At 69.9% G+C, this 23,755-nt stretch carries 26 protein-coding genes, 3 pseudogenes and 1 riboswitch; of the genes and pseudogenes, 20 read left to right on the forward strand and 9 right to left on the reverse strand.

Going from position 1 to position 23,755, the window contains the following annotated elements; genetic code table 11:
- Positions 1 to 2: 2 nt before the first annotated feature.
- Positions 3 to 728 (reverse strand): MgtC/SapB family protein, encoded by a 726-nt coding sequence (locus ACFQE0_RS05910; RefSeq protein ID WP_378967982.1) that lies wholly within the window; start codon positions 726 to 728, stop codon positions 3 to 5.
- A gap of 198 nt (positions 729 to 926) precedes the next feature.
- Between ACFQE0_RS05910 and ACFQE0_RS05915 the strand changes: the two genes are divergently transcribed.
- The 9 genes and pseudogenes from ACFQE0_RS05915 to crcB all read left to right on the forward strand — a co-directional run bounded on the left by ACFQE0_RS05915 (position 927) and on the right by crcB (position 8,715).
- Positions 927 to 1,931: an AAA family ATPase gene (locus tag ACFQE0_RS05915; RefSeq protein WP_378967984.1), complete on the forward strand. Its 1,005-nt coding sequence runs from the start codon at positions 927 to 929 to the stop codon at positions 1,929 to 1,931.
- A gap of 40 nt (positions 1,932 to 1,971) precedes the next feature.
- Positions 1,972 to 2,823 (forward strand): DUF58 domain-containing protein, encoded by an 852-nt coding sequence (locus ACFQE0_RS05920; protein WP_378975305.1) that lies wholly within the window; start codon positions 1,972 to 1,974, stop codon positions 2,821 to 2,823.
- 18 nt (positions 2,824 to 2,841) lie between these two features.
- Positions 2,842 to 3,198, forward strand: a pseudogene (locus ACFQE0_RS05925) (DUF4381 family protein); the annotation flags it as partial.
- A 117-nt stretch (positions 3,199 to 3,315) separates the two neighbouring features.
- Positions 3,316 to 4,323, forward strand: a complete 1,008-nt coding sequence (locus tag ACFQE0_RS05930) for a VWA domain-containing protein (RefSeq protein ID WP_378975307.1) — start codon at positions 3,316 to 3,318, stop codon at positions 4,321 to 4,323.
- Positions 4,320 to 5,246 carry a VWA domain-containing protein gene (locus ACFQE0_RS05935; RefSeq protein WP_378967986.1) on the forward strand — a complete coding sequence of 309 codons (927 nt, stop codon included), beginning with the start codon at positions 4,320 to 4,322 and terminating at the stop codon, positions 5,244 to 5,246. Before ACFQE0_RS05930 ends, ACFQE0_RS05935 begins: the two co-directional genes overlap by 4 nt.
- Positions 5,246 to 6,151, forward strand: a complete 906-nt coding sequence (locus ACFQE0_RS05940) for a tetratricopeptide repeat protein (protein WP_378967988.1) — start codon at positions 5,246 to 5,248, stop codon at positions 6,149 to 6,151. The genes ACFQE0_RS05935 and ACFQE0_RS05940 overlap by 1 nt, the downstream gene beginning before the upstream one ends.
- A complete protein-coding gene (locus tag ACFQE0_RS05945) occupies positions 6,145 to 7,440 on the forward strand; it encodes a hypothetical protein (RefSeq protein ID WP_378967990.1) in 1,296 nt (431 codons plus the stop codon). Before ACFQE0_RS05940 ends, ACFQE0_RS05945 begins: the two co-directional genes overlap by 7 nt.
- Before the next feature lie 162 nt (positions 7,441 to 7,602).
- On the forward strand, positions 7,603 to 8,115 hold the full coding sequence (locus ACFQE0_RS05950) for a hypothetical protein (protein ID WP_378967993.1): 513 nt from the start codon (positions 7,603 to 7,605) through the stop codon (positions 8,113 to 8,115).
- Between the two features lie 69 nt (positions 8,116 to 8,184).
- Positions 8,185 to 8,258, forward strand: a riboswitch (Fluoride riboswitch).
- 73 nt (positions 8,259 to 8,331) lie between these two features.
- On the forward strand, positions 8,332 to 8,715 hold the full coding sequence (gene crcB, locus ACFQE0_RS05955) for a fluoride efflux transporter CrcB (protein ID WP_378967995.1): 384 nt from the start codon (positions 8,332 to 8,334) through the stop codon (positions 8,713 to 8,715).
- 74 nt (positions 8,716 to 8,789) lie between these two features.
- On the opposite strand, the pseudogene ACFQE0_RS05960 reads toward crcB, so the two are convergent.
- Positions 8,790 to 9,619 (reverse strand): annotated as a pseudogene (locus ACFQE0_RS05960) (pyruvate, water dikinase regulatory protein).
- 430 nt (positions 9,620 to 10,049) lie between these two features.
- On the opposite strand from ACFQE0_RS05960, the gene hemE reads away from it, so the two are divergent.
- The 3 genes from hemE to ACFQE0_RS05975 are packed head-to-tail and all read left to right on the forward strand — an operon-like array spanning position 10,050 to position 11,928.
- Positions 10,050 to 11,111 (forward strand): uroporphyrinogen decarboxylase, encoded by a 1,062-nt coding sequence (hemE, locus tag ACFQE0_RS05965; protein ID WP_378967997.1) that lies wholly within the window; start codon positions 10,050 to 10,052, stop codon positions 11,109 to 11,111.
- A 4-nt stretch (positions 11,112 to 11,115) separates the two neighbouring features.
- Positions 11,116 to 11,547 (forward strand): protoporphyrinogen oxidase HemJ, encoded by a 432-nt coding sequence (hemJ, locus tag ACFQE0_RS05970; RefSeq protein WP_378967999.1) that lies wholly within the window; start codon positions 11,116 to 11,118, stop codon positions 11,545 to 11,547.
- 36 nt (positions 11,548 to 11,583) lie between these two features.
- Positions 11,584 to 11,928, forward strand: a complete 345-nt coding sequence (locus ACFQE0_RS05975) for a lysozyme inhibitor LprI family protein (RefSeq protein ID WP_378968001.1) — start codon at positions 11,584 to 11,586, stop codon at positions 11,926 to 11,928.
- A gap of 117 nt (positions 11,929 to 12,045) precedes the next feature.
- Here ACFQE0_RS05975 and hisG read toward each other — a convergent pair whose 3' ends face one another.
- Positions 12,046 to 13,020, reverse strand: coding sequence for an ATP phosphoribosyltransferase (hisG, locus tag ACFQE0_RS05980; protein ID WP_378968003.1), 975 nt, complete (start codon positions 13,018 to 13,020; stop codon positions 12,046 to 12,048).
- On the reverse strand, positions 13,017 to 14,156 hold the full coding sequence (locus ACFQE0_RS05985) for an ATP phosphoribosyltransferase regulatory subunit (RefSeq protein ID WP_378968005.1): 1,140 nt from the start codon (positions 14,154 to 14,156) through the stop codon (positions 13,017 to 13,019). The genes hisG and ACFQE0_RS05985 overlap by 4 nt, the downstream gene beginning before the upstream one ends.
- A gap of 271 nt (positions 14,157 to 14,427) precedes the next feature.
- Here ACFQE0_RS05985 and ACFQE0_RS05990 point away from each other — a divergent pair, with 271 nt between their 5' ends.
- The 8 genes from ACFQE0_RS05990 to ACFQE0_RS06025 all read left to right on the forward strand — a co-directional run bounded on the left by ACFQE0_RS05990 (position 14,428) and on the right by ACFQE0_RS06025 (position 19,745).
- On the forward strand, positions 14,428 to 15,150 hold the full coding sequence (locus tag ACFQE0_RS05990; protein WP_378975309.1) for an SDR family NAD(P)-dependent oxidoreductase: 723 nt from the start codon (positions 14,428 to 14,430) through the stop codon (positions 15,148 to 15,150).
- Positions 15,143 to 16,243 carry a hypothetical protein gene (locus ACFQE0_RS05995; RefSeq protein ID WP_378968007.1) on the forward strand — a complete coding sequence of 367 codons (1,101 nt, stop codon included), beginning with the start codon at positions 15,143 to 15,145 and terminating at the stop codon, positions 16,241 to 16,243. The genes ACFQE0_RS05990 and ACFQE0_RS05995 overlap by 8 nt, the downstream gene beginning before the upstream one ends.
- Entirely contained in the window at positions 16,240 to 16,695 is a 456-nt protein-coding gene (locus ACFQE0_RS06000; RefSeq protein WP_378968009.1) for an NUDIX hydrolase, read from the forward strand. Before ACFQE0_RS05995 ends, ACFQE0_RS06000 begins: the two co-directional genes overlap by 4 nt.
- The gene (locus ACFQE0_RS06005; protein ID WP_378975311.1) at positions 16,695 to 17,141 is read left to right on the forward strand and encodes a TIGR02301 family protein; all 447 of its coding nucleotides are present in this window, start codon (positions 16,695 to 16,697) and stop codon (positions 17,139 to 17,141) included. Before ACFQE0_RS06000 ends, ACFQE0_RS06005 begins: the two co-directional genes overlap by 1 nt.
- 167 nt (positions 17,142 to 17,308) lie before the next feature.
- Positions 17,309 to 17,563 (forward strand): hypothetical protein, encoded by a 255-nt coding sequence (locus tag ACFQE0_RS06010; protein ID WP_378968011.1) that lies wholly within the window; start codon positions 17,309 to 17,311, stop codon positions 17,561 to 17,563.
- 81 nt (positions 17,564 to 17,644) lie between these two features.
- Positions 17,645 to 18,499: a CAF17-like 4Fe-4S cluster assembly/insertion protein YgfZ gene (gene ygfZ / locus ACFQE0_RS06015; protein WP_378968013.1), complete on the forward strand. Its 855-nt coding sequence runs from the start codon at positions 17,645 to 17,647 to the stop codon at positions 18,497 to 18,499.
- A gap of 2 nt (positions 18,500 to 18,501) precedes the next feature.
- Positions 18,502 to 19,122: a DNA-3-methyladenine glycosylase I gene (locus ACFQE0_RS06020; RefSeq protein ID WP_378968015.1), complete on the forward strand. Its 621-nt coding sequence runs from the start codon at positions 18,502 to 18,504 to the stop codon at positions 19,120 to 19,122.
- A 62-nt stretch (positions 19,123 to 19,184) separates the two neighbouring features.
- Positions 19,185 to 19,745 carry an HD domain-containing protein gene (locus ACFQE0_RS06025; RefSeq protein WP_378975313.1) on the forward strand — a complete coding sequence of 187 codons (561 nt, stop codon included), beginning with the start codon at positions 19,185 to 19,187 and terminating at the stop codon, positions 19,743 to 19,745.
- A gap of 18 nt (positions 19,746 to 19,763) precedes the next feature.
- On the opposite strand, the gene ACFQE0_RS06030 is transcribed toward ACFQE0_RS06025, so the two are convergent.
- The 5 genes and pseudogenes from ACFQE0_RS06030 to ACFQE0_RS06050 form a co-directional block, all read right to left on the reverse strand.
- Positions 19,764 to 20,153 (reverse strand): hypothetical protein, encoded by a 390-nt coding sequence (locus ACFQE0_RS06030; protein ID WP_378968017.1) that lies wholly within the window; start codon positions 20,151 to 20,153, stop codon positions 19,764 to 19,766.
- An 83-nt stretch (positions 20,154 to 20,236) separates the two neighbouring features.
- Positions 20,237 to 20,515 (reverse strand): helix-turn-helix domain-containing protein, encoded by a 279-nt coding sequence (locus ACFQE0_RS06035; protein WP_378968019.1) that lies wholly within the window; start codon positions 20,513 to 20,515, stop codon positions 20,237 to 20,239.
- Positions 20,484 to 20,756 (reverse strand): BrnT family toxin, encoded by a 273-nt coding sequence (locus tag ACFQE0_RS06040; RefSeq protein ID WP_378968021.1) that lies wholly within the window; start codon positions 20,754 to 20,756, stop codon positions 20,484 to 20,486. Before ACFQE0_RS06040 ends, ACFQE0_RS06035 begins: the two co-directional genes overlap by 32 nt.
- A 113-nt stretch (positions 20,757 to 20,869) precedes the next feature.
- A pseudogene (locus tag ACFQE0_RS06045) lies at positions 20,870 to 23,214 on the reverse strand (xanthine dehydrogenase family protein molybdopterin-binding subunit).
- Positions 23,211 to 23,687: a (2Fe-2S)-binding protein gene (locus ACFQE0_RS06050; protein ID WP_378968023.1), complete on the reverse strand. Its 477-nt coding sequence runs from the start codon at positions 23,685 to 23,687 to the stop codon at positions 23,211 to 23,213. Before ACFQE0_RS06050 ends, ACFQE0_RS06045 begins: the two are co-directional and overlap by 4 nt.
- Positions 23,688 to 23,755 lie beyond the last annotated feature (68 nt).

The raw sequence follows: 23,755 nt of genomic DNA on the forward strand, positions 1-23,755 counted from the left end.
GGTCAATCCCCCGTCGTCTGGCTCGTCCAGGTGGCGTGGCGGATGCCGGGAGCCTTCTGCAGCTCGGCGGTCACGGCGTCGAGTTCGTCCGGCTCGACGGCGCTCGCCGTCAGAGTGGCGATGACGTCCACCGCATCCTCGCCCCGCTCCTCGATCTCGATGGCGCTGACGGGGTAATTCGCGGCCTCCAGCCGCTCGATCAGCAGGTCCTGTGCCGGGCCGGTCTCGCCGGGCACCGTCGTGACCTGCACCTCGTAGGTGGCCTCCGTATCCGATTCGCGGATCGGCAGGCGGTCGATCAGCTTCACCAGCGGTCGCAGGGCCGTGTTGCAGGCCAGCACCGTCGCGGTGACGAACAGGGCCTCCAGCGGCATGTCGGATCCCGCGAAGGCGCCCACCGCCGCCGAGCACCAGAGCGTCGCGGCCGTGTTGAGGCCGCGGACGTTCATGCCCTCCTTCATGATCACGCCGGCCCCCAGGAAGCCGATGCCGGAAATCACGTAGGCCACCGTGCGGGTGCCGCCCTCGGGCCCCGTCAGCCGCATGCCGAGATCGACGAAGGCCGAGGCGCCCACCGCCACCAGCACTGCCGTGCGCAGGCCCGCCGTGCGCTGGCGATACTGTCGCTCGGCGCCGATCAGAGTGCCGAGGCAGAAGGCAATCAGCAGGCCCAGGGCGGATTTCGCCGGCTCGGGCAGATCGACATAGGAAAAGGAGGCAAGGATCATGGCGGCCGCTCATCCTCCGGCCCTGTGAAGAAAACGTGACACGATGACCCCGGCGGCGCGAAACACGCAGGATTGACGGCCTTCCGCCCGGCGGGCACACCGGCTGCGGCAATCGAGGATCCCGGCCAAAGCGGGACCCGGCCGCGAGGAGACGTGCAGGATGCCGGATTCGGCCGACGTGTCGGGAACGAACCAGCAATGAGCGGCGCAGTCCTGGCCGACCGTCCCTCACCGGGCACCGACCCCACCGACCTGCATGGGCGCGTCCTCGCCCTCCGGGACGGGCTCGAGACTGGCCTCATCGGCGCCTCGGGCCTCGTGGAGCGACTTCTCATCGGCCTTCTCACGGGTGGGCACCTGCTGATCGAGGGCGCGCCGGGCCTTGCCAAGACCCGCGCGGTGAAGCGCCTCGCGGAGGGGCTCGACGGCTCCTTCGCCCGCATCCAATGCACCCCGGACCTGATGCCCGCCGACCTCACCGGCACCACCGTGTGGCGGCAGGACAGCGGCCATTTCGAATTCCTGCCCGGCCCCCTCTTCCACGGCCTCGTGCTGGTGGACGAGGTGAATCGCGCCCCGCCGAAGGTTCAGTCGGCCCTGCTCGAATCCATGGCCGAGGGGCAAGTGACCGTCTCCGGCGAGACCCACCGCCTGCCCGACCCGTTCATGGTCGTCGCGACGCAGAACCCCATCGAGCACGCGGGCACCTTCCCCCTGCCCGAGGCGCAGCTCGACCGCTTCCTCCTGCATGTCGTGGTCGACATGCCCGATGCCGCCTCAGAGCGGGCGATCCTCGACCTCGTGGAGGGCGAGATCACCCACCGCATCGCGCCGATGCCGATCCGCCTGTCGATGGAGGATGTACGTGCGGCCCGCGAGGCGGCGCTCGCCACCTACGTCTCCCCGGCGCTGAAGGACTATCTGGTGCGTCTCGTGGCGGCGACCCGCACCGACGAGGCCGCTCCCGACCTGCGGGCGGCGATCGAGCATCCCGCCTCGCCCCGCGGCACCCTCGCGCTGATGATGGCGGGCAAGGCGCAGGCATGGCTGCGCGGGCGCGACCACGTGATCCCCGAGGACGTGACCGAACTCGCCCGTGACGCCCTCTCCCACCGCATCGGCCTCACCTGGCGGGCCTCCGCCGAGGGCAAGACCGCGCGCGGGCTGATCGAGGACCTCGTGCGGCGGGTGAAGGCCCTTTGAGGACATCGCCGCCGTGATCCACCTCTCCGGCGAGGCGCTGATGGGCTTGCGCCACCTCGCCCGGCGGGGTGCGGCCCCCGTCACCCGCACGCTCGCCGGCCTGCCGGGCGGCATCGTCACCAAGCGCCGAGGGCGCGGGTCCGAGCCTGAGGATGTGCGCCTCTGGGCGGAGGGCGACGACCGCCGCCACATCGACCGCAACGCCACCGCCCGCACCGGGCTGCTGCACGTGCGCACCCACCACGACGAGCGTGACCGGGCGGTGATCCTGCTCGCTGATTTCCGGCCCTCCATGCTGTTCGGCACCAAGCGGACCCTGCGCTCGATCGCGGCGGCCGAGGCCCTGGCCCTGCTCGGCTGGCGCATCGTCGCCGATGGCGGGCGGGTCGGCCTTGCCATCGCCTCGGCGGGGGAGCCCACGGTGCTGCGCCCGGCGGGCGGAGAGCGCGCCATGGCGTCCGTCACCGGCGCCCTCGCCGTCGCCCACGCGGAGGCGCTGGAGGCGGCAAGCGGGGAGGACGCGCCCCTCGAACCCCTGCTCGGCATCGCCGCGAGCCTGCTTCCCTCCGGCGGCCATCTCGTGATCGCCAGCGCCCTCGATGCGCCGGGCCCAGATTTCGACCGCCTGCTGGGGCTCGTGGCCGAACGGGTCTCGGTGCGGCTGCTCCTGGTGAGCGACGCCTTCGAGCGGGCGCGGCGGCCGGGCTTCTTCCCCTTCGCCCTGTCCGACGGGCGGCGCGGCTCCCTGCGCGCCGACGGTACGGGCGAGCGGGTGCTCGACGCACGGCTCGCCGATTATGCCGCGCGGGGCATCGCGGGCCTGCGCCTCGATGTCGAGGCGGGACCAGAAAGCTACGCCCCGCTGATGGAGCGGCTCGATGCGGTGCTGTGATCGCGCGGGAGCTCCGCGATGAATCCAGCGGAGGCCCCCGCCACCCTCGACCAGCTTCGCGCCCTGCATCTGCCGGGCGGCGCCACCGGGCTCGTGCCGGGGGAGGTGCTGCTGGCGCTGATCCTCGGCTTCTCCGCCGCTCTCCTCGTCGGGCTGCTGCGCTTCCTTATCGGCCGGGCGCGGGCCAGCGTCCGCCGGGCGGCGCTGGCCGAACTCGCCGGCAGCCGGAGCCTCGACCCGCCGGAGCGGATCCTCGCCCAGGCGCGGCTGCTGCGCCGCCTCGTGCGCACGGTGAGTGGTGACGAGGCCGCAAGCGCGCAGGGCCGGGACTGGGCCGCGCGGCTCGACGGGCTGATGCGCACCGATTTCTTCTCCGCTGGCGCCGGGCGCGTGCTGGTGGACGGGCTCTATCGCCGCGACGTGCCCGACCCCGCCCTGCTCGATGCCGAGCTCGACCCGGCTGATCGGAAGGCTGAAGGCATGACCGGCGCCCTGCCCGGCTGGCTCGCCGCCTTCGTCTCGGGCTTCGACCTCGCCGCCCCGTGGTGGCTGATCGCCCTGCCCCTTCCGCTCCTGGCCGCCCGCCTTTTGCCCCGCGAGCAGGTGGAGGGCGGCGCCCTGCGCGTGCCCGGCACTGTCGCCACCAGCACGGGGACCGGCACCGACGCGGCGGGACGGGGCCGCCGCCGGGCTGCCCTGGTCTGGGGGCTGTGGCTCTGCCTGATCGCCGCCCTAGCCGGCCCGCGAGTGGTTCTGCCCTCCGCCGCTCTGCCCGCCTCGGGCCGGGAGATCATGATGGCCATGGACCTGTCGGGCTCCATGGAGCGGCGGGACTTTTCGCTCGATGGCGAGACCGTCAGCCGCCTCGCGGCGGTCAAGCGCGTGGGCGCCGACTTCATCCGCCGCCGGGCGGGGGACCGGATCGGCCTCGTGCTCTTCGCCGACCAAGCCTATGTCGCGGCCGGGCTCACCTTCGACACGGCCTCCGTCGCCCGCGCCCTGGAAGAGGCGACGATCGGCATTTCGGGCCGCTCGACCGGCATCGGTGACGGGCTCGGCCTTGCGCTCCGCCGTCTCGACCCACGCGACGCGCACATTCCGGAGGGACGCCCCGCCGTGACCAAGGCCGTGGTGCTGCTCTCGGACGGCGCCAACAATGCGGGCCAGACCGCCCCGAAGGACGTAGCCGACCTCGCCCGCGAGATCGGCGTGCGCGTCTACACGATCGCGCTGGGCCCCCGCGACCTCGCCGACGCCAACGGCGAGCAGGACGTGGTCGACAGCGAAACCCTGAAGACCATGGCCGAAACCAGCGGCGGACGCTTCTTCCGGGTGAAGACCACGGACGACCTCTTCGCCGTCGCGCAGGCCATCGACTCGCTGGAGGGCGGGCGCACGCCGCCGCCGCCGCTTCCCCTGCGCAAGGACCTGTGGGTCTGGCCCGGCACCCTGGCGCTCGCCTTCGCCATCGGTCTCTTGGCCGCGAGGAAGTCCACATGACGCTGGCCGGCCTCACGCTCCTGCGGCCCTGGTGGCTCGCTGCGCTCCCCGTCGTGGTGGCCCTGGCGCTCTATGCGGTGCGCCGGGCGGCGCCTTTGGGGGATTGGGGCCGGGAGATCGATCCCGCGCTGATGGCCTATCTCTCGCGTACCGGGTCGGTGCTCGGGGGCAAGCGCGGCGCCAACCTCGCGGCGGGGCTCTGCGCGGCGGGGCTCGTGCTGGGTCTCGCGGGCCCGGCCATCGAGCGCCGGGACACCGGCACCTTCCGCAACCTCGATGAGACGATCCTCGTGGTCGACCTCTCACGCTCAGTGGCCGAGGGCGGCAACCTGCAGGGCGTGCGCGAGGCCGCCGCTGCCGTCGCGGAGGCTGCCGGAACGCGCCCGGTCGCCCTCGTGATCTACGCGGGCGACGCCTATCTCGCCGTCTCGCCCACCACGGACCGGGACAGCCTCGGCACGACCCTCTTCGCCCTCGACGCCGACACGGTGCCCGACCGGGGCAGCCATCCCGAGCGCGGCCTCGCCCTGGCGAACCGCGCGCTGGCCGAGGCGCAGGTCATCGCCGGTAACGTCGTGCTGATCAGCGACGGTGACGGCATCGGCGAGGCGGCCATGCGCGAGGCCGGGGCGATCCGCGCCCGGGGTTGGCGGCTCGACACCCTCTACGTGCCTGCTACCAAGACCCTGCCGCCCGGCGTCCCCCAGGCCGGGCCGGACCCGCTGCGGCGCCTCGCGGAGGCCGGGGGCGGCACCAGCGCGGACGTCGCCGTCGCGACTCCCGTCCTCGACGCGGTTGCGGCGCCGACCGCTCAGCATCTCGCGGCGGGCGGCTACGGCGTGATCGCCTTCGCCGATCTCGGGCGTTGGCTCCTGGCGCTCGCCGCCCTGCCCGCTCTTCTCCTGTTCCGCCGGAGCGCCTGATGGCGGCCACCCTCGCCCCACCTCGAACCCTCAGCCTGCCGCCTGCATGGCGCCGGACGGCGCGGATCGCCGGGCTCGTCCTCGTCGCCCTCGGGATCCTGGCCCTCGCGGCCCTCTCGCAGCCCCGCACCGGCCTGGGGCGGCTCCTGATGAGCCTGCACCTCCCGAGCCTTGCCGTGCCCGTCTTCGACGATCCGGCCTGGCGTGGGGCCGCGCTCTATGAGGCGGGCCGCCCGCAGGACGCCGCCGCCCTGTTCCGCAACGGCGGACGCCGGGCGAGCTACAACCTCGGTAACGCGCTCGCCCGTGCGGGCGATCTGCCGGGCGCCATCGAAGCCTACGACGAGGCCTTGCGCTACAACCCCCGGGATGCGGATGCCCAGGCCAACCGCTCCCTCATCGCGCGCATGATGGAAGAGGCGATCGATCGCGGCCCCGGCGGCGGCATCGCCAACGGCACCGCCCAGTACGGCGCCCGCTACAACAAGACCGCCAACAACGATCCGAACAACGACATCAACGCCTCCTCGAGCGGCGAGGGTCTGGCGGGCAACCGCGAGGCGAACAGCAGCGCCTCGCTGCCGGGCAACAGCGCCGTGGCCCGGCGCGGCAACTCCGAACAGGCGGCCGTCGATTCCAAGGGGGGCAAGGCCCGGGGTTCGGTGGGCGATGCAGCCGGCAAGGGCCGCTCCGGGACCGGCCCCGCCATGAGGGCCGAGGCGCCCGAGCGCGAGGCCCGCCGGGTGACGAAGAGCTTCGAGGCCCACGAGATCCGCCCCGACCGGCTCTGGCTCCAGACCCTGCCCGACGATCCCGGCCGCTACCTCAAGCTGCGCCTCAAGGCTGAACAGACCCGCCGCGTCGAGGCCGGCACCGCCATGCCCGCCGGGAGCAATCCATGGTGATTTTCTGGGACTTGGCCGGAGGCGGGTGGCGGAGAGGGAGGGCGCGCCTTCTGGCCCTCTCGTTCCTGGCAGCCGCGTTCCTGCCCGCTGCCGCCCGCGCGGAGATCGAGCCCGGCGACCTGACCCTCACGGTCACGCCCGAACTGAACGGCGGCGCGGAGCCCTATACCCGCGAGATGGTGCTGTTGAAGATCCATGGGGTCTACAAGCAGCCGATCCTGCTCGAAGAGGTCATTCAGCCCTCCCTCGCGAACTTCACCTGGACGCAGCTCGGCCGCGACCATTGGAGCAAGACGCGCTTAGCGGATGGGCAGACCGCCATTGCCTTCGACCGGACGGTGGCGGTGTTCCCGCACCATTCCGGCGACTTCACCCTCGAACCCTTCATCCACCGCCTCACGATCAACGATGTCGGCGAGCGCAAGGTGGTCGATGTCCGCTCGGCGCCGATCCCGTTCAAGGTCGCGGCCTGGACGGGCGAGACCGGCGGACCCGACGCCAAGGATCCCTGGTGGCTTCCGGCGAAGGATGTGAGCGTCACCGATTCGTGGAGCCGCGACCCGGAGACCGTGAAGATCCACGAGACCGTGCGCCGGACGGTCGTCCTCGAAGCGCAGGGCATGCTGGCGGAGGGCCTGCCGCCCCGCCCCGTCATGCGCACCCGCGGCATCATCACCTTCGCGGGGCCCGTTACCCGCGAGACCATCATCACGCCGAGCGGACCCGTCGCCCGTGCCACCTACGTTTGGGATGTGAAGCCCGGCGTGCCGGAGGTGATCCCCCTCGACGCCATCGTGATCCCCTGGTTCGACACGGTCTCGCGCACCCTGCGCGAGGCGGAGATCCCGGCGCGTCAGATCGGTGGCGGCCTGCCCGATCGCGAAACCAACGTCACGGGAGCGGCGTCCGGTCCTCTGCTCGCCGTCGCGTCCGGTGTGCTGGCCTTCGGCCTCGGGCTCGTCCTCCTCGGCTTCCGCCGCGAGCGCGGTACCCTGCGGCTCCCCCGCTCCATCGCCCGCGATCTCCACCGCGCTGCCCGTGCCCGCGATGCCGCGACCTTCCGCGCCGCCGTGGCGGCGGGCGAGCGGGCCATGCCCGAACTCGCCCGGCGCTGGCGAGAACGGCCCGAGACCCGCGATGCCCTGAACGCCCTGGACCGGACGGTCTACGGACCTGTCTCAGGCGAGACGCCGGACCTCACCGTCCTGGCCCGCGCCCTCACCCGCAGCGAAGGCCGTGCCGCCTCGTCGTCCGCCCTCGTGCTGAAGCCGCTGGACGGACCTGCATGATGTTGCCTGATTTTCAGGCAGGCTAAGGTTTTAAGCAGAAGCACAAGTCCTGTGCAAGCATCAATGTTTTGCACTATCTTGCGTCAACTGCATTCGCTCCGTACACCTCGAATCAACGGACGAAACAGTCCGGGTTTTCGATGTTTCCCGGAGAGAAAGACCATGGCACACCTCAACGAGGTCAAGGACCGCTTCCGCACGCGCCTCGCCGCTGCCGATGCCCGCAGCAACGGCTTCCGCCAGAAGCTGCTCGAGGACGGCACCCGTGCTCTTCAGCCGGTGATCGAGGTCCTTCGCCTCATGTCCGAGGTGTTGAACGAGGAAGACAACGTTCACGGCGCCATTTCCGGGATCGATCCGGTGATCGACACCGACAACTTCGTCACGCTCTGCGCCAAGCTGCGCGGGTTGGAGACCGAGCAGAAGATCAAGATCAAGTACGGCCCCGAGCTCGGTGGTACGAACTATATTTCCGTTTCCGGTCTTCATGCCCGCTATAACGAGCGCCTCGTGCCGGGCTCCAGCGCCAGCGCGCATATCGGCCGGGTGATCGGCAGCGACATCCATCTCGACGAGCATCGCGGCAACGACCTCGCCAACGTCGTGCGCGACGTGATCGAGGATTTCTACGTGGCGCAGATCGAGCAGCGCAGCCAGTTCGCCATCGCGGCCTGATCGACACGCCGATCCTGCGGAAGGGGAAGGCCACGCGCCTTCCCCTTCTGGCATTTCTGTCCTATCCTTGCTGTCGATGGGGATGGAGCCCCGACAACCGCCTTGCCTCGCGAACGGCCAAGGCTGATGGCTCCTACCGTAAGGGCGGTTTCCGCCCGCGGTGGGGGCATGCCCGCATCGCGGCCGGGCCGCCCGTCCAACCAGGACGGGACAGGCATGATCAACACCCTCATCGTTTTCCTCGGCGCCGGGATCGGCGGCGGCTTCCGCCATGGGATCAATGTCGCCGTGTCGCGGCTGCTGCCGGGACTCGGCTTTCCGCTGTCGACCCTCATCATCAACGTGCTGGGCTCGTTCCTGATGGGCGTGCTGGCCGAGGGCTTCGCCCTGCGTGGCGCGGCGGGTCATCCGGCCCGGCTGTTCCTGACGACCGGCGTGCTCGGCGGCTTCACCACCTTCTCGACCTTCTCGCTGGACGCGATCAGCCTCTACGAGCGCGGTGAGACCATGGCTGCCGTCGGCTACGTTGCCGCCTCGGTCGCCACCGGCCTCCTGGGCCTGATCGCCGGCATGACGCTCGTCCGCACGGTCCTGAGCTGAGCGTCGGGATCGGGATCCCAAAGGACTGAGTCCTTTAGTGGGGTCCAGGGGCAAAGCCCTTGGGATATCCCGGCCTATTCCGCGATGAACTTCATGCGGTGGTCGCGGTGCAGGTCGAGGATGGTAGCGGCCGTCTCCTCGATCGAGCGGCGCGTGACGTCGATCGTCGGCCAGCGGTTGCGCAGGAACAGGCGGCGCGACGAGGTGATCTCGTCCGACACCGCGTCCCGATCGACATACATCGGCTCTCGTCGGCGTTGAGGCTCGACAGGCGGTTCTGCCGGATCTGGATGATCCGCTCCGGCGAGGCGAACAGTCCGACGACCAGGGGCTTGCGCGCGGCCTCGATGCCCGGCGGCACCGGCACGCCGGGCACGAGCGGCAGGTTCGTGGTCTTCAGGCCCCGGTTGGCGAGGTAGATCGAGGTCGGCGTCTTCGACGTGCGGCTGACGCCGAGCAGGATGACGTCCGCCTCCTCCAGATCCTCCGGCAGGTTGCCGTCGTCATGGGCGAGGGTGAAGTTCATCGCGTCGATGCGCTTGAAGTACTCGGCGTTCAGCATGTGCTGGGCGCCCGGCCGGGCCGCCTTCTGCGTGCCGAGATAGGATTGCAGCAGGTCGTGCACCGGCTGCAGCACCGAGAGGCAGGGAGAGCCGGATTCCCGCGCCGCCATCTCCAGCCGCTGGCCAAGATCGCCGCCCACCAGCGTGTAGAGCACGAGACCCGGCGCCGCGCGGATTTCCGAGATCACCCGCTCCAGCTGCGAGGCGGAGCGCACCAGCGGGTAGACGTGCTCGATCGCCGAGACGCCTTCGTACTGCGCCGCCGCCGCCCGGCCGACATTGATCAGCGTCTCGCCGGTGGAATCGGACACGAGATGGAGGTGGAAGTAGCTGCGGCCCATGCGCGGCGTCTCCGGCCGGTTCCGGTTATCCACGGCGACTGCCGGGGGAGTCGATGAGTGTGGATAGGCAGGCCTGTCCGGCGGGTCCAGAGCGGAAACACGTCCAGCTATCGACTCTTGCATACACAGGCCGTCAAATCGGGACGGATTCAGCGCCCCGTTCGGGAAAAGCCGGACACAGGAGACCCGACTCGCCCTCCCGCTCGGCGCAAAGCCTTGAGCAGGAACCCTCTTCCATCATCTTCGCGCAAATCCTTTAAACGTCCGTTAACGGCGCGGATCCGGGGATCGGGTGTGGATACGGTTGCGCTCCCGTGATCCAGCCTCCAAGAGAAAAAACAGAGTCTAAGATTCTCTCTTTTCTCTATGAGAGATCCCCTGGGGATCCGTCGCGACCGGGCCGGTTGGCGGAAAGCGGGTGCGGGAGCGCATGACGGTTCAATCTGACAGGGCGATGCTGCGGGTGCTCTCGGGCGAAGCGGTCTGGCCACCTCCCGCCTGGATGATGCGTCAGGCCGGACGCTATCTGCCGGAATACCGCGCCACCCGTGCCACGGCCGGCTCCTTCCTCGATCTCTGCTACACGCCCGACTTCGCGGTGGAGGTGACTCTTCAGCCGATCCGCCGCTTCGGCTTCGATGCGGCCATCCTGTTCTCGGACATCCTCGTCGTGCCCCATGCGCTCGGCCAGGACGTGCGCTTCGTGGAAGGTGAAGGTCCGCGCCTCGACGCCATGGGCGACCGCGCCGCCTTCGAGCGTCTGCGTGAGGCGGGCGACCCTGCCATCCTGTCGCATCTCGCCCCGGTCTTCGAGACGGTGACGCGCCTGCGGGCCGAGCTTCCGAACGAGACCACCCTGCTCGGCTTCTGCGGCGCGCCGTGGACGGTGGCGAGCTACATGATCGGCGGGCGCGGGACGCCCGACCTCGCGCCCTCGCGCGCCCTCGCCGCCGCCGATCCGGCCCTCGTCGAGGCGCTGATCGACCGGCTCGTCACCGTGCAGACCGCCTATCTCATCCGCCAGTTCGAAGCGGGTGCCGATGCGGTGCAGATCTTCGAATCCCATGCGGGCGTGCTGCCGGAGGATCCCGAGGGCGGCGATCCGCTGGCGCGCTGGTCGCTGCGGCCGATCGCCCGCATGATCGAGGGGATCCGCGCGAAGGTGCCGGGCGCGAAGATCATCGTCTTCGCCCGTGGGTCCGGCCTCGACGGCCATACCCGCGTCGTGCCCGAAACCGGTGCCGACGCGGTGGGGGTGGATTGGGCCGTGGACCTTGCCGCTTTGCGTGGCCGGATTCCGGCCGCCACCGTCACGCAGGGCAACCTGCACCCCGAGACCCTGATCGAGGGCGGCGCGGCCCTGGACGCGGCCGTGGACGCGATCCGCGCGGCGGCCGAAGGCAGGCCCCACGTGTTCAACCTCGGCCACGGCATCACGCCGCAGACGCCGATCGCCCATGTCGAGCGCATGCTCGCCCGGCTGCGGGGCTAGAGGCGTGCTCTACGACTGGATCAAGGCCGGGCACATCGTGAGCCTCATCGCCTGGATGGCGGCGATGCTCTACCTGCCCCGGCTCTTCGTCTACCACGCGAGCCTTCCGCCGGGCTCGGGCGCGCAATCCGAGACCTTCAAGGTCATGGAGCGGCGCCTGCTCAAGGCGATCATGACACCTGCCATGATCGCGACCTGGCTCTTCGGACTGATCCTCGTCTGGATGAGCGGCTACTACGCCGCCCACTGGATGCAGGCGAAGTTCGCCCTAGTGGTGGCGATGTCCGGCATCCATGGCTGGCTCGCCAAGATGGTGAAGGACTTCGCGGCCGACCGGAACACGCGCGGGCACAAGTTCTACCGCGTGCTCAACGAGGTGCCGACGCTCATCATGATCGTCGTCGTCATCCTCGTGACGGTGAAGCCGGGGTTCTGAGAGGGAGCTTCCGGCAGGCTCGGCCGTTATGAGCCCATGCTGCGCACGACCTCCGGCCTTGCCCTCCTCTTCGTCGTCCTTGGCGGCTCCGCCGAGGCGGCGAGCTTCCCCTGCGACAAGGCCGAAGCTCCCGACGAAAAGGCGATCTGTGCCCACCTCCCGATCAACGACCGGGACGTCGAGATGGCGACCCGGTTCGAAATCCTGAAGGCCGTGCTGCCGATGGGCGGCCAGTCCAAGCTCCGCGAAGACCAGGAGACCTGGCTGACCGAGCGCCGCAGCTGCGGCGCCGACGTGGAGTGCCTGCGCACCACATACGACGCCCGCCTCAAGGTGCTGCGCGCCGTCCTCTCGGAATTCGCCAAGCAGGGTCCGCAATAGATCCGGGATCCCAGAGGACCGGGTCCTTTGGTGGGGTCCAGGGGCGAGGCCCCTGGGCGTTCTTCCGCAGGGCGCGGCCCCGCACCCGCCAAAGGGCTCTCCCTTTGGAACCCCGTCCTACAGACGCGACAGAAGCCGCTCTGCCAGGGGGTTCTCCGCCGAGAAGGCGTAGTCGATCTTGCGGACGCTCACCGCCCGCGCGCTGGCCCGTACCAGGGCTTCGGCGAGGTCGAACACCGCCGCCTCGGGGCAGCGCAGGACGATTTCTCCATCCGGTCCCGTCGGGGCGCCGTAGGGCAATTCGGCTTCGTGCAGGCCCGCGAGCGTCGCGAGGTCGATCGTGCCCGAATCCGGCATTCCGGCGCGGACCTCGCGGGTGGTGCGGGCGCGTTCCTCGGCGCTGATCCGCCCGAGCACCGCGCGGAGTGCTCCGCGCTGCGCCTCACCCCACTTCGCCTTCAGCGAGGCGACGAGGTTCGCCTCCGAGCGCAGGATGATCCCGTCGTCGAGGATCTTGAGGGCGTTGGCCGCGAGCGTCGCGCCCGTGGTGGTGATGTCCACGATGATCTCGGCCGAGCCCGCCGCCGGAGCGCCTTCGGTGGCGCCGAGGCTTTCCACGATGCGGTAATCCGCAACGCCGGTCTCCGCGAAGAAGCGACGGGTGAGGTTCACATATTTCGTTGCGACCCGCAGGCGGCGGCCGTGGCGGGTGCGCATGGTGGCCGCGACCTCGTCGAGATCGGCCATCGCCCGCACGTCGATCCAGGCCTGGGGCACGGCGACCACCACCGTGGCGTTGCCGAAGCCGAGCGGCGTCAGCAACTCGACCTGTCCGCGCACGTCGGGCAGGGTCTCGCGGATCAGGTCCTCGCCGGTCACGCCGAGATGGGCGGCGCCGGAGGCGAGCTGGCTCGCGATTTCCGAGGCCGAGAGGTAGCGGACCTCGACGCCCGGCACGCCGATGAGCTTGCCGCGATAGTCCCGCGCGCCCGTACCCTGTGCCAGCTTGAGGCCGGCGCGGGCGAAGAAGGCGTTGGCGTTTTCCTGCAGGCGCCCCTTGGAGGGCACCGCCAGCACGAGGGCGTCGCTCATCGGCCGGCTCCCATCGCGCGCTCGATCCAGAAAGTGCAGCCCACGGCCGGGAGCGGCGCGGCGCTGCCGAGATGGGCGAGCAGGCCGTCATAGCGCCCGCCGCCGACCAGAACCGGCCCGTCTCCCTCGGAGACCTCGAAGATGAAGCCGGTATAGTAATCGAGGTTGCGGGCGAACCCGCCCTGGAAGCGGAAGCTGTCGAGGGGCAGGCCCCTGGCGGCGATGAAGCCGCTGCGCTCCTCGAACAGGTCGAGGGCCGCCTCCACCGCGTCGTGGCGCAGGCCCGCATCGGCGACCAGCGCCCGCAGATCCTTGGCCGCGGCATCGGGATCGCCCGAGACCAGGCGGTAGCGGTCGAGGATCGCCCGGTTCTCGGCGTTGAGCCCGGCGCCCCCGTTGGCCTGGGCAGCCGCCTTGCCGAGGAAGCGCTCGGCGATCTCGCCCGCGCTCCGGCCGCCCACCGCCGAGATCCCGGCAATGGCGAGCACGTCCTCCACGAAGGCACGCACACCCTTCGGATCCTGCCCCTGGATGGCGGCGAGCAGGCCGGCATGGCGGTCCTCGCCCGGCGTGCCCTCGGCCCCGTTGGTTACGGCATCCAGGGAGCGCCCGGCCGCGAGCGCCCTGAGGGTTCGTCGCTTGGCGGCAGGCGGGACGGCGAGCCCGTCGAGCAGGGCGACCGTCATCCCCATGTCGCCCAGACGCACGGAGGGGTTGGTCCGCCCGAGCAGGGTCAGGCCTTCGAGGGCGAGACCCAGCACCTCCGCATCGGCGGCGGGCGTATCGGTGCGGCCGATCGATTCGATCCCGGCCTGGAAGAACTCGTCGGGCTCCCCAGCGGTCAGCCGGAAGACCGGCCCGCAATAGCTGTAATCGGCCTTAAGCCCATCGGCCCGCTGCTGGTGCAGGCGGCAGACGGGAATGGTGAATTCCGGCCGCAGGCACAGTTCGGCTCCGCCCGCATCCTGCGTGACGAAGATCCGCCGCCGGATATCCTCGCCGGACAGTTCCAGGAAAGGCTCGATCGGCTGCAGCACGGGCGGCGTCACCGGCGCATAGCCGGCGGAGGCCAGATGGGCGATGAGCCGCGCCTGCATTGGCTCAGCCGTTTCCGTGTCGGGCTCCGGTCTCGTCATGGTCATCCTCTTGCGGGCGCTCTGTAGCAACCGCCGCCCGGCTTGGCGACACGCCTCGCGCAGGGGAGACGCGCGCGACGGCGCGCGGGAATGCGGAGGGGACGCCCGCGCGCATCCCCCTGCACGCGGGGGATGAATCCTGTGGCCTGGATTTCCCGCGCCCGTCCGCCTAGACGTTGCAGTGCACCGACGGGACATCCGCCCATCGGGACCCCCGCGCGACAGTGAGGCTCCGACAGTGGCCCTCTCCCCTAACGACCGTCGGCGCATCATGCTGCTCACGGGTGCGAGCCGTGGCATCGGCCACGCCACCGTGAAGCGGTTCTCCGCCGCAGGCTGGCGCGTGATCACCTGCTCCCGCCATCCCTTCCCCGAGAATTGCCCGTGGGAGATGGGTCCGGAGGATCACCTCCAGGTCGATCTTTCGGATGCCGCCGACACCGTGCGCGCGGTGGAGGAAGTGCGCGGGCGGCTCGCCGCCGAGGGAGGCGTGCTCCACGCCCTCGTCAACAATGCGGGTATCTCGCCCAAGGGACCGCAGGGCGAGCGCCTCGGCACCCTGGCGACCGAGTTTCCCGATTGGCAGCGGGTGTTTCAGGTGAACTTCTTCGCGCCGATCTTGCTGGCGCGGGGCCTGCGGGCGGAACTGGCCCAGGCCAAGGGCTCCGTCGTGAACGTCACCTCGATCGCGGGCTCGCGGGTCCATCCCTTCGCCGGGTCGGCCTACGGCACGTCCAAGGCGGCGCTCGCCGGACTGACTCGCGAGATGGCGGCTGATTTCGGCCCGATCGGCGTGCGGGTGAACGCCATCTCGCCGGGCGAGATCGATACCTCCATCCTCTCGCCGGGGACGGAGAAGCTGGTGGAGCAGATTCCCCAGCGGCGTCTCGGCACCCCGGATGAGGTCGCCAAAGCAATCTACTTCCTGTGCACCGAAGCCTCGTCCTACGTGAACGGGGCCGAACTGCACATCAACGGCGGACAGCATGTCTGACGCGCCGATGCGCGCCGTCGACCGTGTCCGTTCCCGCACCGCTCGTGCGGGCCTTCTCGGCCTCGCCCTCCTGCTTGTGGCCACTCCCGCGGCTGCCGAGCCGACGGTGCGTCTCCTCGAACTGCCGTTCAAGGTCCGCGAGATGCGCGGGCCCAGGACCGAGGTCGCGACCGCCGTGGCGACGTCCGGGCTGCTTCCGATCCTGCGCGCGGGCAAGGGTCCCGTCCCGGTCGTCCTCGTTTGGGGCGAGGAGGGCGGCGCAGTGTTGATCCTCGAGAACGGCTCCGTCGCGGTGAAGCCCGTGGGCCGTGAGGCGGTGGAGGATCTCGTCGCATCCGAGACGCCGCGCGGTGCGCTGCCCGGCCTTCGCCGTGCCCTCGATGGGCCGCTCAGCGTCTTCCTTTCGGGCCGCACCCGGAGCGCGGACGGCGCCCCTGCCGCGACGACCCTGACCTTTCGCGAACGCCAGCCCATGGCCGTGAGCACCGATCCGAAGCCGGTTCCGATCGCCACCGCCACCCTCACCGCCGGAGAGGGAGCGGTGTTCGCCGCGAACCCGCCGCGGATCGTCTCCGTCGCCGGGCGACCGGCCGTGCTCGCCGCGACCCTTACGGGTTCCGACGCGGGTGGCCTCGTTCTGGCGACACGGACCTCGTCCGATCCCGCCTCTTGGACCTTGAGTGCCCGCGCCCCATCCGGCCCGCGACCGGCCATCGCGGCCGTGGGCGATTTCACCGGCAAAGGCACAGGCATGGGCGCCGCCACGGTGGATTCCACCGGGCGGCTGACCCTCTGGACGCTCGCCCCCGACCGGATCGAGCCCGGCCCCCAGGCGGCAGGCTACACGATCGGTGAAGGCGAAGCCGACCTCGCCGAGACGCTGCCGCGTGAGGGCGGAGCCGACCTCGCACTCCCCGTGGCGGGGATTCCGGCGCTCGCCATCGTCTCGACCCGGGACGGTTTGCGCGAACGCGCCCGCGTGACCCTGCCTGCGCCCGCCGGCACAGGCGTCGCCGCCCTGGGTGAGCGGCTGATCGTCGGCCTGAGCGACGGGCGCGTGGCGGCCATCACCCTCGACGGAGGAAAGCCGTGAGCGAGGCCGACTCCCGCACCTTTCCCGCGCGTCCCTTCGTGGGCGCCTCCATCGCGGTGATCCGCGAGTCCCATGTCCTGCTCGCCGCCCGCGCCAACGAGCCGATGCGCGGGGTCTGGACCCTGCCGGGCGGCCTCGTGGAAGCGGGCGAGACCCTGGCCGCAGCGGCCCTGCGCGAACTGGAGGAGGAAGTCGGCCTGACCGCCGAGGTGGTCGGCGTGCTCTCACCGACCGAGATCATCGTGCGCGACGAGGAAGGCCGGGCGCGGCACCATTACGTCGTGCACCCCCATGCCGCCCTGTGGCGGGGCGGCGAGCCCGTGGCGGGGCCCGAGGCGCTCGGTGTGCGCTGGGCGAGCCTCGATGAGATCGCGGATCTTCAGACGACGCCGGGCCTGATCGGGACCCTGCGGGAGGCGTTCGAGCGGGTCGCTGCGCGGGGGGCGGAGTGATCCTGTCCCGTCTCTCCCTCGCCACGGCGCTGCTGGCGACGAATCTCGCTGCGCAGCCCGCTCTGGCCCAGCAGCGGACGAAGCCCGCGCCCAAGGAGGCGCCGAAGGAACAGCCCAAGGAGGCTCCTGCCCCCGCCGATGTGCCTGCGCCCTACGACCGCGATCTGATGCGCATGGCCGAGGTGATCGGCTCGCTCGCCTTCCTGCGCAACCTCTGCGCCATGCCGGACGCGGCGGAATGGCCCGCGCGGATGAAGGCGCTGATCGAAGCCGAGGGTATCACCCCCGCCCGGCGGGACAGGCTCGCGGGCGCCTACAACCGTGGATACAAGGCCTACGCCCTCACCTACCGCGTCTGCACGCCCGCGGCGCACGAGGCGACGGCGCGCTTCCTGGCGGAGGGCGAAAAACTGTCCCATGCCCTGGCCGGGCGGTTCGGCGGATGAAGTTGATGCATCTCCGCCACAGGGGTGGGTGAACCGGAAGAAGGACCGTATTCGAACGGTCGCGTTAACCGATTCGCAATTACCGGCTAGGCGTCCCGCAATGAGCCGCCTATCATCCATGTTGTCCGCCGGCCTGTTTCAGACCGGCGCAATGGAAATGTCGGACCATGCAGACCATCTCGCAAAGCGCCCCCCTCGAGGCCGATGTCGAGGAGAAGCGTGCCGCCCTGAGCTATGTCTCTGAGGCGTTCGCCGAGGGCTGCCTGGACGGCCTCGATGGGGATTGCATGGCCCAGGCGGCTCTCTTCGCCGCCTTCCAGGAACTCGTCACCACTTACGGTGAGGAGGCGACCGCCCGCTACGCCGAGGGTTTTCCGGACCGGATCCGTGGCGGCGCCTTCACCACCACCCTGCAGCATTGATTGATGGCGGCCCGCCGGTTGAGGCGGGCCGCTTTCCCCCTTACCTCCCGGCTGACGCCTGCCGTGTGAGGATTTTCGCGAATGCCCATCGCCCTGTTGCCGGACCGCGCCCTCGTCACCGTGACCGGGCCGGATGCCACGAGCCTCCTGCAGGGCGTGCTGACCTGCAATGTCGAGACGATTGATGAGGGTGAAGCGCGGCTCGGGGCGCTGCTGACGCCGCAGGGCAAGATCCTGTTCGATTTCCTGATTTCGCGCGTCGCCGACGGTTTCCGGCTCGATGTCGCCGCCGACAAGGCCGCCGATCTCGCCAAGCGTCTGACCCTCTACAAACTGCGTGCCCAGGTCGAGATCGCCGCCGATCCGACGATTGCCGTCGCCGCCGCCTGGGATGGGGCGACCACCGCCGCAGAGACCGCCCGCATCGCCGATGGCCGTCACCCGGACCTCGGGGCGCGTCTCTATGCGGCCGAGGGCGCCTTCTCGGCCGATGCCTCCGAGGCCGATTATCATGCCCATCGCCTCGCCCTGGCGGTGCCGGAGGGCGGGCGCGACTTCGCCTATGGCGACGCTTTCCCGCACGAGGCGCTGATGGACCAACTCGGCGGGGTCGACTTCCGCAAAGGCTGCTATGTCGGCCAGGAGGTCGTCTCGCGGATGCAGCACCGGGGCACCGCCCGCACCCGTCTTCTCGCCGCCGAGTATCCGCAGGGTGCGCCTGCGCCGGGCTCCGAGATCCAGGCCGGGCAGAAGGTGGTGGGCCGGACGAGCGGCGCCGCCGGTTCCCGCGGGCTCGCCATGGTGCGCCTTGACCGGCTCGGCGATGCGCTGGCGGCGGGTGAGGTTCTGGCGGCCGAGGGCAAGCCCCTCGCCGTCGGGCGGCCCGCCTATGCCACTTTCGCCATGCCCGAATCCGGCGGCGAGGCCGCGGTCTGACCATGGCCGAGCCATTGCCCGCGGGGCTGATCCTCCACCCTGACGGGTGCCCCCGTTGCTGGTGGGCTGGGCAGGACCCGCTCTACGTCGCCTATCACGACACCGAATGGGGCGTGCCGGAATTCGACTCCCGCGCCTTGTACGAGAAGCTGATCCTCGACGGGTTCCAGGCGGGGCTGTCGTGGATCACGATCCTGAAGCGGCGCGAGGGATTCCGCGAGGCCTTCGACGGCTTCCAGCCTGAGATCATCGCCCGCTACACGGACGACGACGTCGCGCGGCTGATGGGGGATACCCGCATCATCCGCAACCGCGCCAAGATCGTCGGCACCATCGCGGGTGCGAGAGCGTGGCTGCGCATTGAGGAGAGCGGCCCCGGCTTTTCGCGCTTCCTCTGGGATTTCTGCGATGGTGGGCCGATCCAGGGGAACCCGCATAGCCGCGCCGATGTCCTCACGGAGACCGATGTCTCGAAGCGGATGGGCAAGGCCTTGAAGGCCGAGGGTTTCTCGTTTTGCGGCCCGACCATCATCCATGCCTTCATGCAGGCGGTGGGGATGGTGAACGACCATCTCACCGGATGCCATCGCCATGCGGCCTGCGCCGCCCTTGCTTCAGCATGAGCGTACCCCGGACGAAGGAGCCACCTCGGGCTTCGAAGACCGTGCCGCGGGCCTGGCAGCGGATGCTCTCCGGGCGCCGTCTCGACCTGCTCGACCCATCGCCGCTCGATATTGAGATTGCCGACATCGCCCATGGTCTCGCCCGCGTCGCCCGCTGGAACGGGCAGACGGCCGGGCCGCATGTCTTCTCAGTGGCGCAGCATAGCCTGTTGGTGGAGGGCGTCGGACGTCACCTTGCCCCTGCCTCCACCGATGCCGAGGGGCTCGAACTCCTGCTGCACGATGCGCCCGAATACGTGGTGGGCGACATCATCTCGCCCCTCAAAGCGGCGATCGGTGATGCCTATAGGGGCGTCGAGAAGCGCCTGCTCGCCGCCGTGCGCCAGCGCTTCGGCGTGCCGGCACCGTCCCCCGCCCTCACCCGGCTCGTGAAGCGGGCCGACCGGATCGCGGCCCATATTGAGGCCGTCCGGCTCGCGGGCTTCTCGGAGGAGGAGGCCGCCCGCTATTTCGGCCCGGCAATCCCCCTTTCGGAGACGGTGCTCGCCCTCGCCGACCCATGGCCGACGGCGAGGGCGCAGGAACGGTTCCTCGCCCGGTTCGCGGTGCTGGCGCGGCGCTGATCGTCAGGCGGGTGTCGGCTACGGCGCCTTGCCGAGCTGCGACTTCGCCCGCTCGATGGCCGCTTCACAGCCCTTGGCGTCGCCCTTCTTGTCGGCGACCTTGGCCTCTTCCAAGGCGACCCGGGCCTGCTGCGCGGCATCGGCGCCCTTGCCCGCTTCGGCCGACTTCTCCGGCGGGGCCTCGGGGGCATCGTCCTTGCGCTGGCCCTCGGTGCCGGTGACACCCTCCCCGCCCCGCTTGGCGGCGGCGGCCTGTCCGCTCGTGTTGGCGGCAATCGCGTCCTTGGTCTCGGCCTTCACCTTGCCCGACAGGGCGTCGATCTGCTCCGAGCACGGAGAGGCGAACGTCGGTGTAGCGAAACTAGCGGCAAGGCAAAGGCTGGCCAGCACGGGGGCAAAACGGTTCATCGATCCTCGGTCCGCGACCGGCAGGAAGCCTGCCTCACGTCCTTAACCAGCGGCAGCCCGGCCTGGTTCAAGCGTCGCGCCGTTCAGGCCACGATCTTCGCGACGATATCGGGATGCTGTCCGATCACCCTAACATACGCCACGGCGAAATCGGGCGCAGTTGCCCGCGCCTGCTCCCAATCCCGCAAGGTGCCGACCGGGACGCAGAATCGCTTGGCGAACTCTGTTTGGGACAGGCCGAGTTGTGTCCGCGTGCGGCGGATCAGGCGGGCACGCTGGCCACGATCGATCGCTTCTACACCAGCGTCGAAATCCTCATCGTCACGAATGTCAGCCGGAAGCGCGGTAGGCACGGTCTTCATTCCTGTTGCTCCTCCTCACGGACATGAAACGTGGTCGATCGGATCTCCAGACAAAGACGCCCGTATACAATTTATCGCCGACCAAGCCGACGATCTTGAACCTTTCTTCCCCGTCTCGTTCGCGGATGGAAGGAATGATGAGGTGATCCTCATCTTCAAAGATACGGTCACCGAAAGCCAGGGACAGGGCATGCTTCTCGCGATTGATCGCGTCCTTGCCCGGATCGAATCTGCCTTCCATGAAGCAGGTATACGGAATTTCCGTATACGCTCCAAGCTCTGAAACGAATGTGGGGAGGCACACCCTTCGGGCATGCCTCCCCACTCATCGTTCGATGCTGATCGCGGCCGGGTTCAGGCGCTGGTGGCCTGATCGCGGATCGGCAGTTGCCGGATGCGGCGGCCGGTGGCGGCGAAGATCGCGTTGGCGATGGCGGGCGCCACAGGCGGGACGCCTGGCTCGCCCACACCGCCGAGCGGACCGTCGTAGTTGCCCGTCGGCACGAGGTGGACGCGAACGACCTTCGGGGCGGCGTCGATCCGAATGATCTCGTAGCCGTCGAAGTTGTTCTGCTGGGCGCGGCCCTGCTTGAAGGTGATCTCGGAGGTGAGGGCAAGCCCCATCCCCATGACCACCGCGCCCTCCATCTGCGAGCGGATGCGCTCCGGGTTCACCTGCGGCCCGCAATCGACGGCGATGTCGATGGCCTGCACCTTCACCTGACCCTTGGCATCGACCTCCACCTCGGCGGCGACCGCCGTGTAGGTGACGAAGCTGTAGTGCCCGGCAATGCCCAGGCCCCTTCCCTTCTCCAACTTACGGCCCCAGCCGGCGCCCTTGGCGGCGGCCTCGATCACCCCGCGCAGGCGGCCCGTATCGATCGGGTACCGGGACGGGTCCTCGCCGTAGTTCCACACGTCGCCGATGGAAGCCGGATCGATCTTCTTCGGCGGACCGATGAGATCGAGCAGGTAATCCTTCGGATCCCGGCCCGCCTCATGCGCCAGCTCCGAGACGAAGGACTGGATCGCGAAGGCGTGCGGGATGTTCGAGACCGAGCGGAACCAGCCGATCCGCACATGGGCGGCGGCTTCCGGGTTCTCCATCCGCATGTTCGGGATCGAGAACGGCGTGTTCACGAGGCCCATGCCGGCTCGAACGGCAGTTCGTGCTTCGGATCCGGCGCGAAAATCGAGCCGATCGTCGGCGCGCACGACCGGTGGAGCCACGCCACCGGCATGCCCTTCTCGTCCAGCCCCGCCTCGATCCGCTCGGCCGAGATGGTGTGGTAGTAACCGTGGTGGATGTCGTCGTCGCGGGTCCAGGACAGCTTGACCGGCGCACCACCGACCTCGCGGCTGCACAGGGCCGCCTCGACCACGTAATCGGGCTTGGACTTGCGCCCGAAGCCGCCGCCGAGCAGCGTCACGTTCACCGTGACCTTGTCGTCCGGCAGGTTGAGGGCCTTCATCAGCCGGTCGTTAGCCGCCTGCGGACCCTGCGTGCAGGCCCAGGCCTCGCAGACGCCGTCCTTCACCCGCGCGACGGCGGCCGGAGGCTCCATCGGCGCCTGGACGAGATGCGGCACGAAATACTCGGCCACCACCTTCTTCTTGGCCTTGGCCATCGCGGCATCGACATCGCCCTGCGTCCGCACGACCTTGCCGGGTTTGCGTGCCGTCTCCTCCAGCTCCTTGCGGAACACGTCGGTGTCGTAGGAGGCGTTCGGGCCGTCGTCCCAAGTGATCTTGAGGGCGTCCCGGGCCTTCAGAGCCGCCCAGGTGTTCTTGGCGACCACCGCCACGCCGCCGAGCGGCATGAACTCGGACGGAATCTCGCCGCCGTCGATCTTGAAGATCTTCACGATCCCGGAGACCTTCTTGGCCTCGGCATCGTCGAAGGACTTCACCTTGCCACCGTAGACCGGCGGGCGGGCGATGGCCGCGTAGAGCATCCCGTCGAGCTTGGTATCGGCGCCGTAGATCGCCTTGCCCGTGGTGATGTCGAAGTTGTCGATCAGCCCGATCTTGCCGGTGCCGATGTAGCGAAACTCCTTCGGATCCTTCAGCTTGACCTGCGTCGGCACGGCAAGCTTGCCCGCCGCCTCGGCCACCACGCCGTAGCCCAGCGTCTTACCGGACTTGGCGTGGGTCAGCGTGTGGCTCTTGGCCGTGACCTCGGAAGCCGGCACGCCCCACTGCTTGGCCGCCGCCTCGATCAGCATCAGTCGCATCGCCGCGCCGGCGTGACGGAAGTGCTGGAAGAAGTGGCGAAGCGAACGGGAGCCGTCCGTATCCTGGTTCCCGAAGCGCTCCTCGTCGCCATAGGCCTGGACGACCTTCACCTTCGGCCAGTCGGCCTCGAGCTCGTCGGCGACGGTCAGCGCGATGGAGGTGCGCACGCCCTGGCCCATCTCGGAGCGATGATTCGTCACCGTCACGGTGCCGTCCGGCGCGATGGCGATGAACACCTTCGGGTCGTCGCGCCAGCCATGCGGCATGCCGTCGGCGCCGTACTTGTGCTCCTTCTGCTCCTGGGTCTGCGTCTCGTCGGCCTTGGCCGGGGAGCGCAGGGACAGGGCGAGCACCAGCGCGCCCGCACCGCCGAGGATGCCGCGGCGGCTGACATTGGCGAGCGCCGGACGGGTCGCCGATTCTTGAGCGGCCTGTTCAGCCATCAGCTTGAGATCGTGAATCACAGGCGCTCTCCCTTCGGGGCGGCAGTCTGACCTGCGGCCTGGTGGATGGCGGCGCGGATGCGCGGATAGGTGCCGCAGCGGCAGAGGTTGCCGCTCATGGCGTCGTCGATCTGCGCATCGGTGGGCTTGGGCGTCTCCTTGAGGAGCGAGGCCGCCTGCATGATCTGGCCGCCCTGGCAGTAGCCGCACTGCGCGACGTTCTGGTCACGCCACGCGACCTGGACCGGGTGGTTGCCATCCGGCGACAGCCCCTCGATCGTGACGACCTCCTTGCCCTCGGCCTCCGAGACCGGGGTCACGCAGGAGCGCACGGCGGTGCCGCCGAGATGGATGGTGCAGGCGCCGCAGAGCGCCGCGCCGCAGCCGAACTTCGATCCGGTGAGCCCGACCTCGTCGCGCAGGTACCAGAGCAACGGCATGTCGGGGTCGCCGTCGAAGCTGCGGGCAGCTCCGTTCACGGTGAGCTTGATCATTGGTGTCCCTCGCGTCGGGACCGCTCGCGAGGCGGTCCGAAGGGCAGCGGCCGGAGGCACGCCGTCCG

Source organism: Methylobacterium komagatae (assembly GCF_042661665.1).
Lineage (GTDB): Bacteria > Pseudomonadota > Alphaproteobacteria > Rhizobiales > Beijerinckiaceae > Methylobacterium > Methylobacterium komagatae.

Bases quoted from the DNA above. Each gene is read 5' to 3' on its own strand.
- ACFQE0_RS06020 (WP_378968015.1), top strand. From the start codon at position 18,502: ATGGCCGAGCCATTGCCCGCGGGGCTGATCCTCCACCCTGACGGGTGC.
- hisG (WP_378968003.1), bottom strand. From the start codon at position 13,020: ATGAGCGACGCCCTCGTGCTGGCGGTGCCCTCCAAGGGGCGCCTGCAG.
- ACFQE0_RS06025 (WP_378975313.1), top strand. From the start codon at position 19,185: ATGCTCTCCGGGCGCCGTCTCGACCTGCTCGACCCATCGCCGCTCGAT.
- ACFQE0_RS05950 (WP_378967993.1), top strand. From the start codon at position 7,603: ATGGCACACCTCAACGAGGTCAAGGACCGCTTCCGCACGCGCCTCGCC.
- ACFQE0_RS06030 (WP_378968017.1), bottom strand. From the start codon at position 20,153: ATGAACCGTTTTGCCCCCGTGCTGGCCAGCCTTTGCCTTGCCGCTAGT.
- ACFQE0_RS05935 (WP_378967986.1), top strand. From the start codon at position 4,320: ATGACGCTGGCCGGCCTCACGCTCCTGCGGCCCTGGTGGCTCGCTGCG.
- ACFQE0_RS05985 (WP_378968005.1), bottom strand. From the start codon at position 14,156: ATGACGAGACCGGAGCCCGACACGGAAACGGCTGAGCCAATGCAGGCG.
- ACFQE0_RS06010 (WP_378968011.1), top strand. From the start codon at position 17,309: ATGCAGACCATCTCGCAAAGCGCCCCCCTCGAGGCCGATGTCGAGGAG.
- crcB (WP_378967995.1), top strand. From the start codon at position 8,332: ATGATCAACACCCTCATCGTTTTCCTCGGCGCCGGGATCGGCGGCGGC.
- ACFQE0_RS05990 (WP_378975309.1), top strand. From the start codon at position 14,428: ATGCTGCTCACGGGTGCGAGCCGTGGCATCGGCCACGCCACCGTGAAG.
- ygfZ (WP_378968013.1), top strand. From the start codon at position 17,645: ATGCCCATCGCCCTGTTGCCGGACCGCGCCCTCGTCACCGTGACCGGG.
- ACFQE0_RS06035 (WP_378968019.1), bottom strand. From the start codon at position 20,515: ATGAAGACCGTGCCTACCGCGCTTCCGGCTGACATTCGTGACGATGAG.
- ACFQE0_RS05945 (WP_378967990.1), top strand. From the start codon at position 6,145: ATGGTGATTTTCTGGGACTTGGCCGGAGGCGGGTGGCGGAGAGGGAGG.
- ACFQE0_RS06040 (WP_378968021.1), bottom strand. From the start codon at position 20,756: ATGGAAGGCAGATTCGATCCGGGCAAGGACGCGATCAATCGCGAGAAG.
- ACFQE0_RS05910 (WP_378967982.1), bottom strand. From the start codon at position 728: ATGATCCTTGCCTCCTTTTCCTATGTCGATCTGCCCGAGCCGGCGAAA.
- ACFQE0_RS05995 (WP_378968007.1), top strand. From the start codon at position 15,143: ATGTCTGACGCGCCGATGCGCGCCGTCGACCGTGTCCGTTCCCGCACC.
- ACFQE0_RS06050 (WP_378968023.1), bottom strand. From the start codon at position 23,687: ATGATCAAGCTCACCGTGAACGGAGCTGCCCGCAGCTTCGACGGCGAC.
- ACFQE0_RS05920 (WP_378975305.1), top strand. From the start codon at position 1,972: ATGGGCTTGCGCCACCTCGCCCGGCGGGGTGCGGCCCCCGTCACCCGC.
- ACFQE0_RS05915 (WP_378967984.1), top strand. From the start codon at position 927: ATGAGCGGCGCAGTCCTGGCCGACCGTCCCTCACCGGGCACCGACCCC.
- hemE (WP_378967997.1), top strand. From the start codon at position 10,050: ATGACGGTTCAATCTGACAGGGCGATGCTGCGGGTGCTCTCGGGCGAA.
- ACFQE0_RS05940 (WP_378967988.1), top strand. From the start codon at position 5,246: ATGGCGGCCACCCTCGCCCCACCTCGAACCCTCAGCCTGCCGCCTGCA.
- ACFQE0_RS05975 (WP_378968001.1), top strand. From the start codon at position 11,584: ATGCTGCGCACGACCTCCGGCCTTGCCCTCCTCTTCGTCGTCCTTGGC.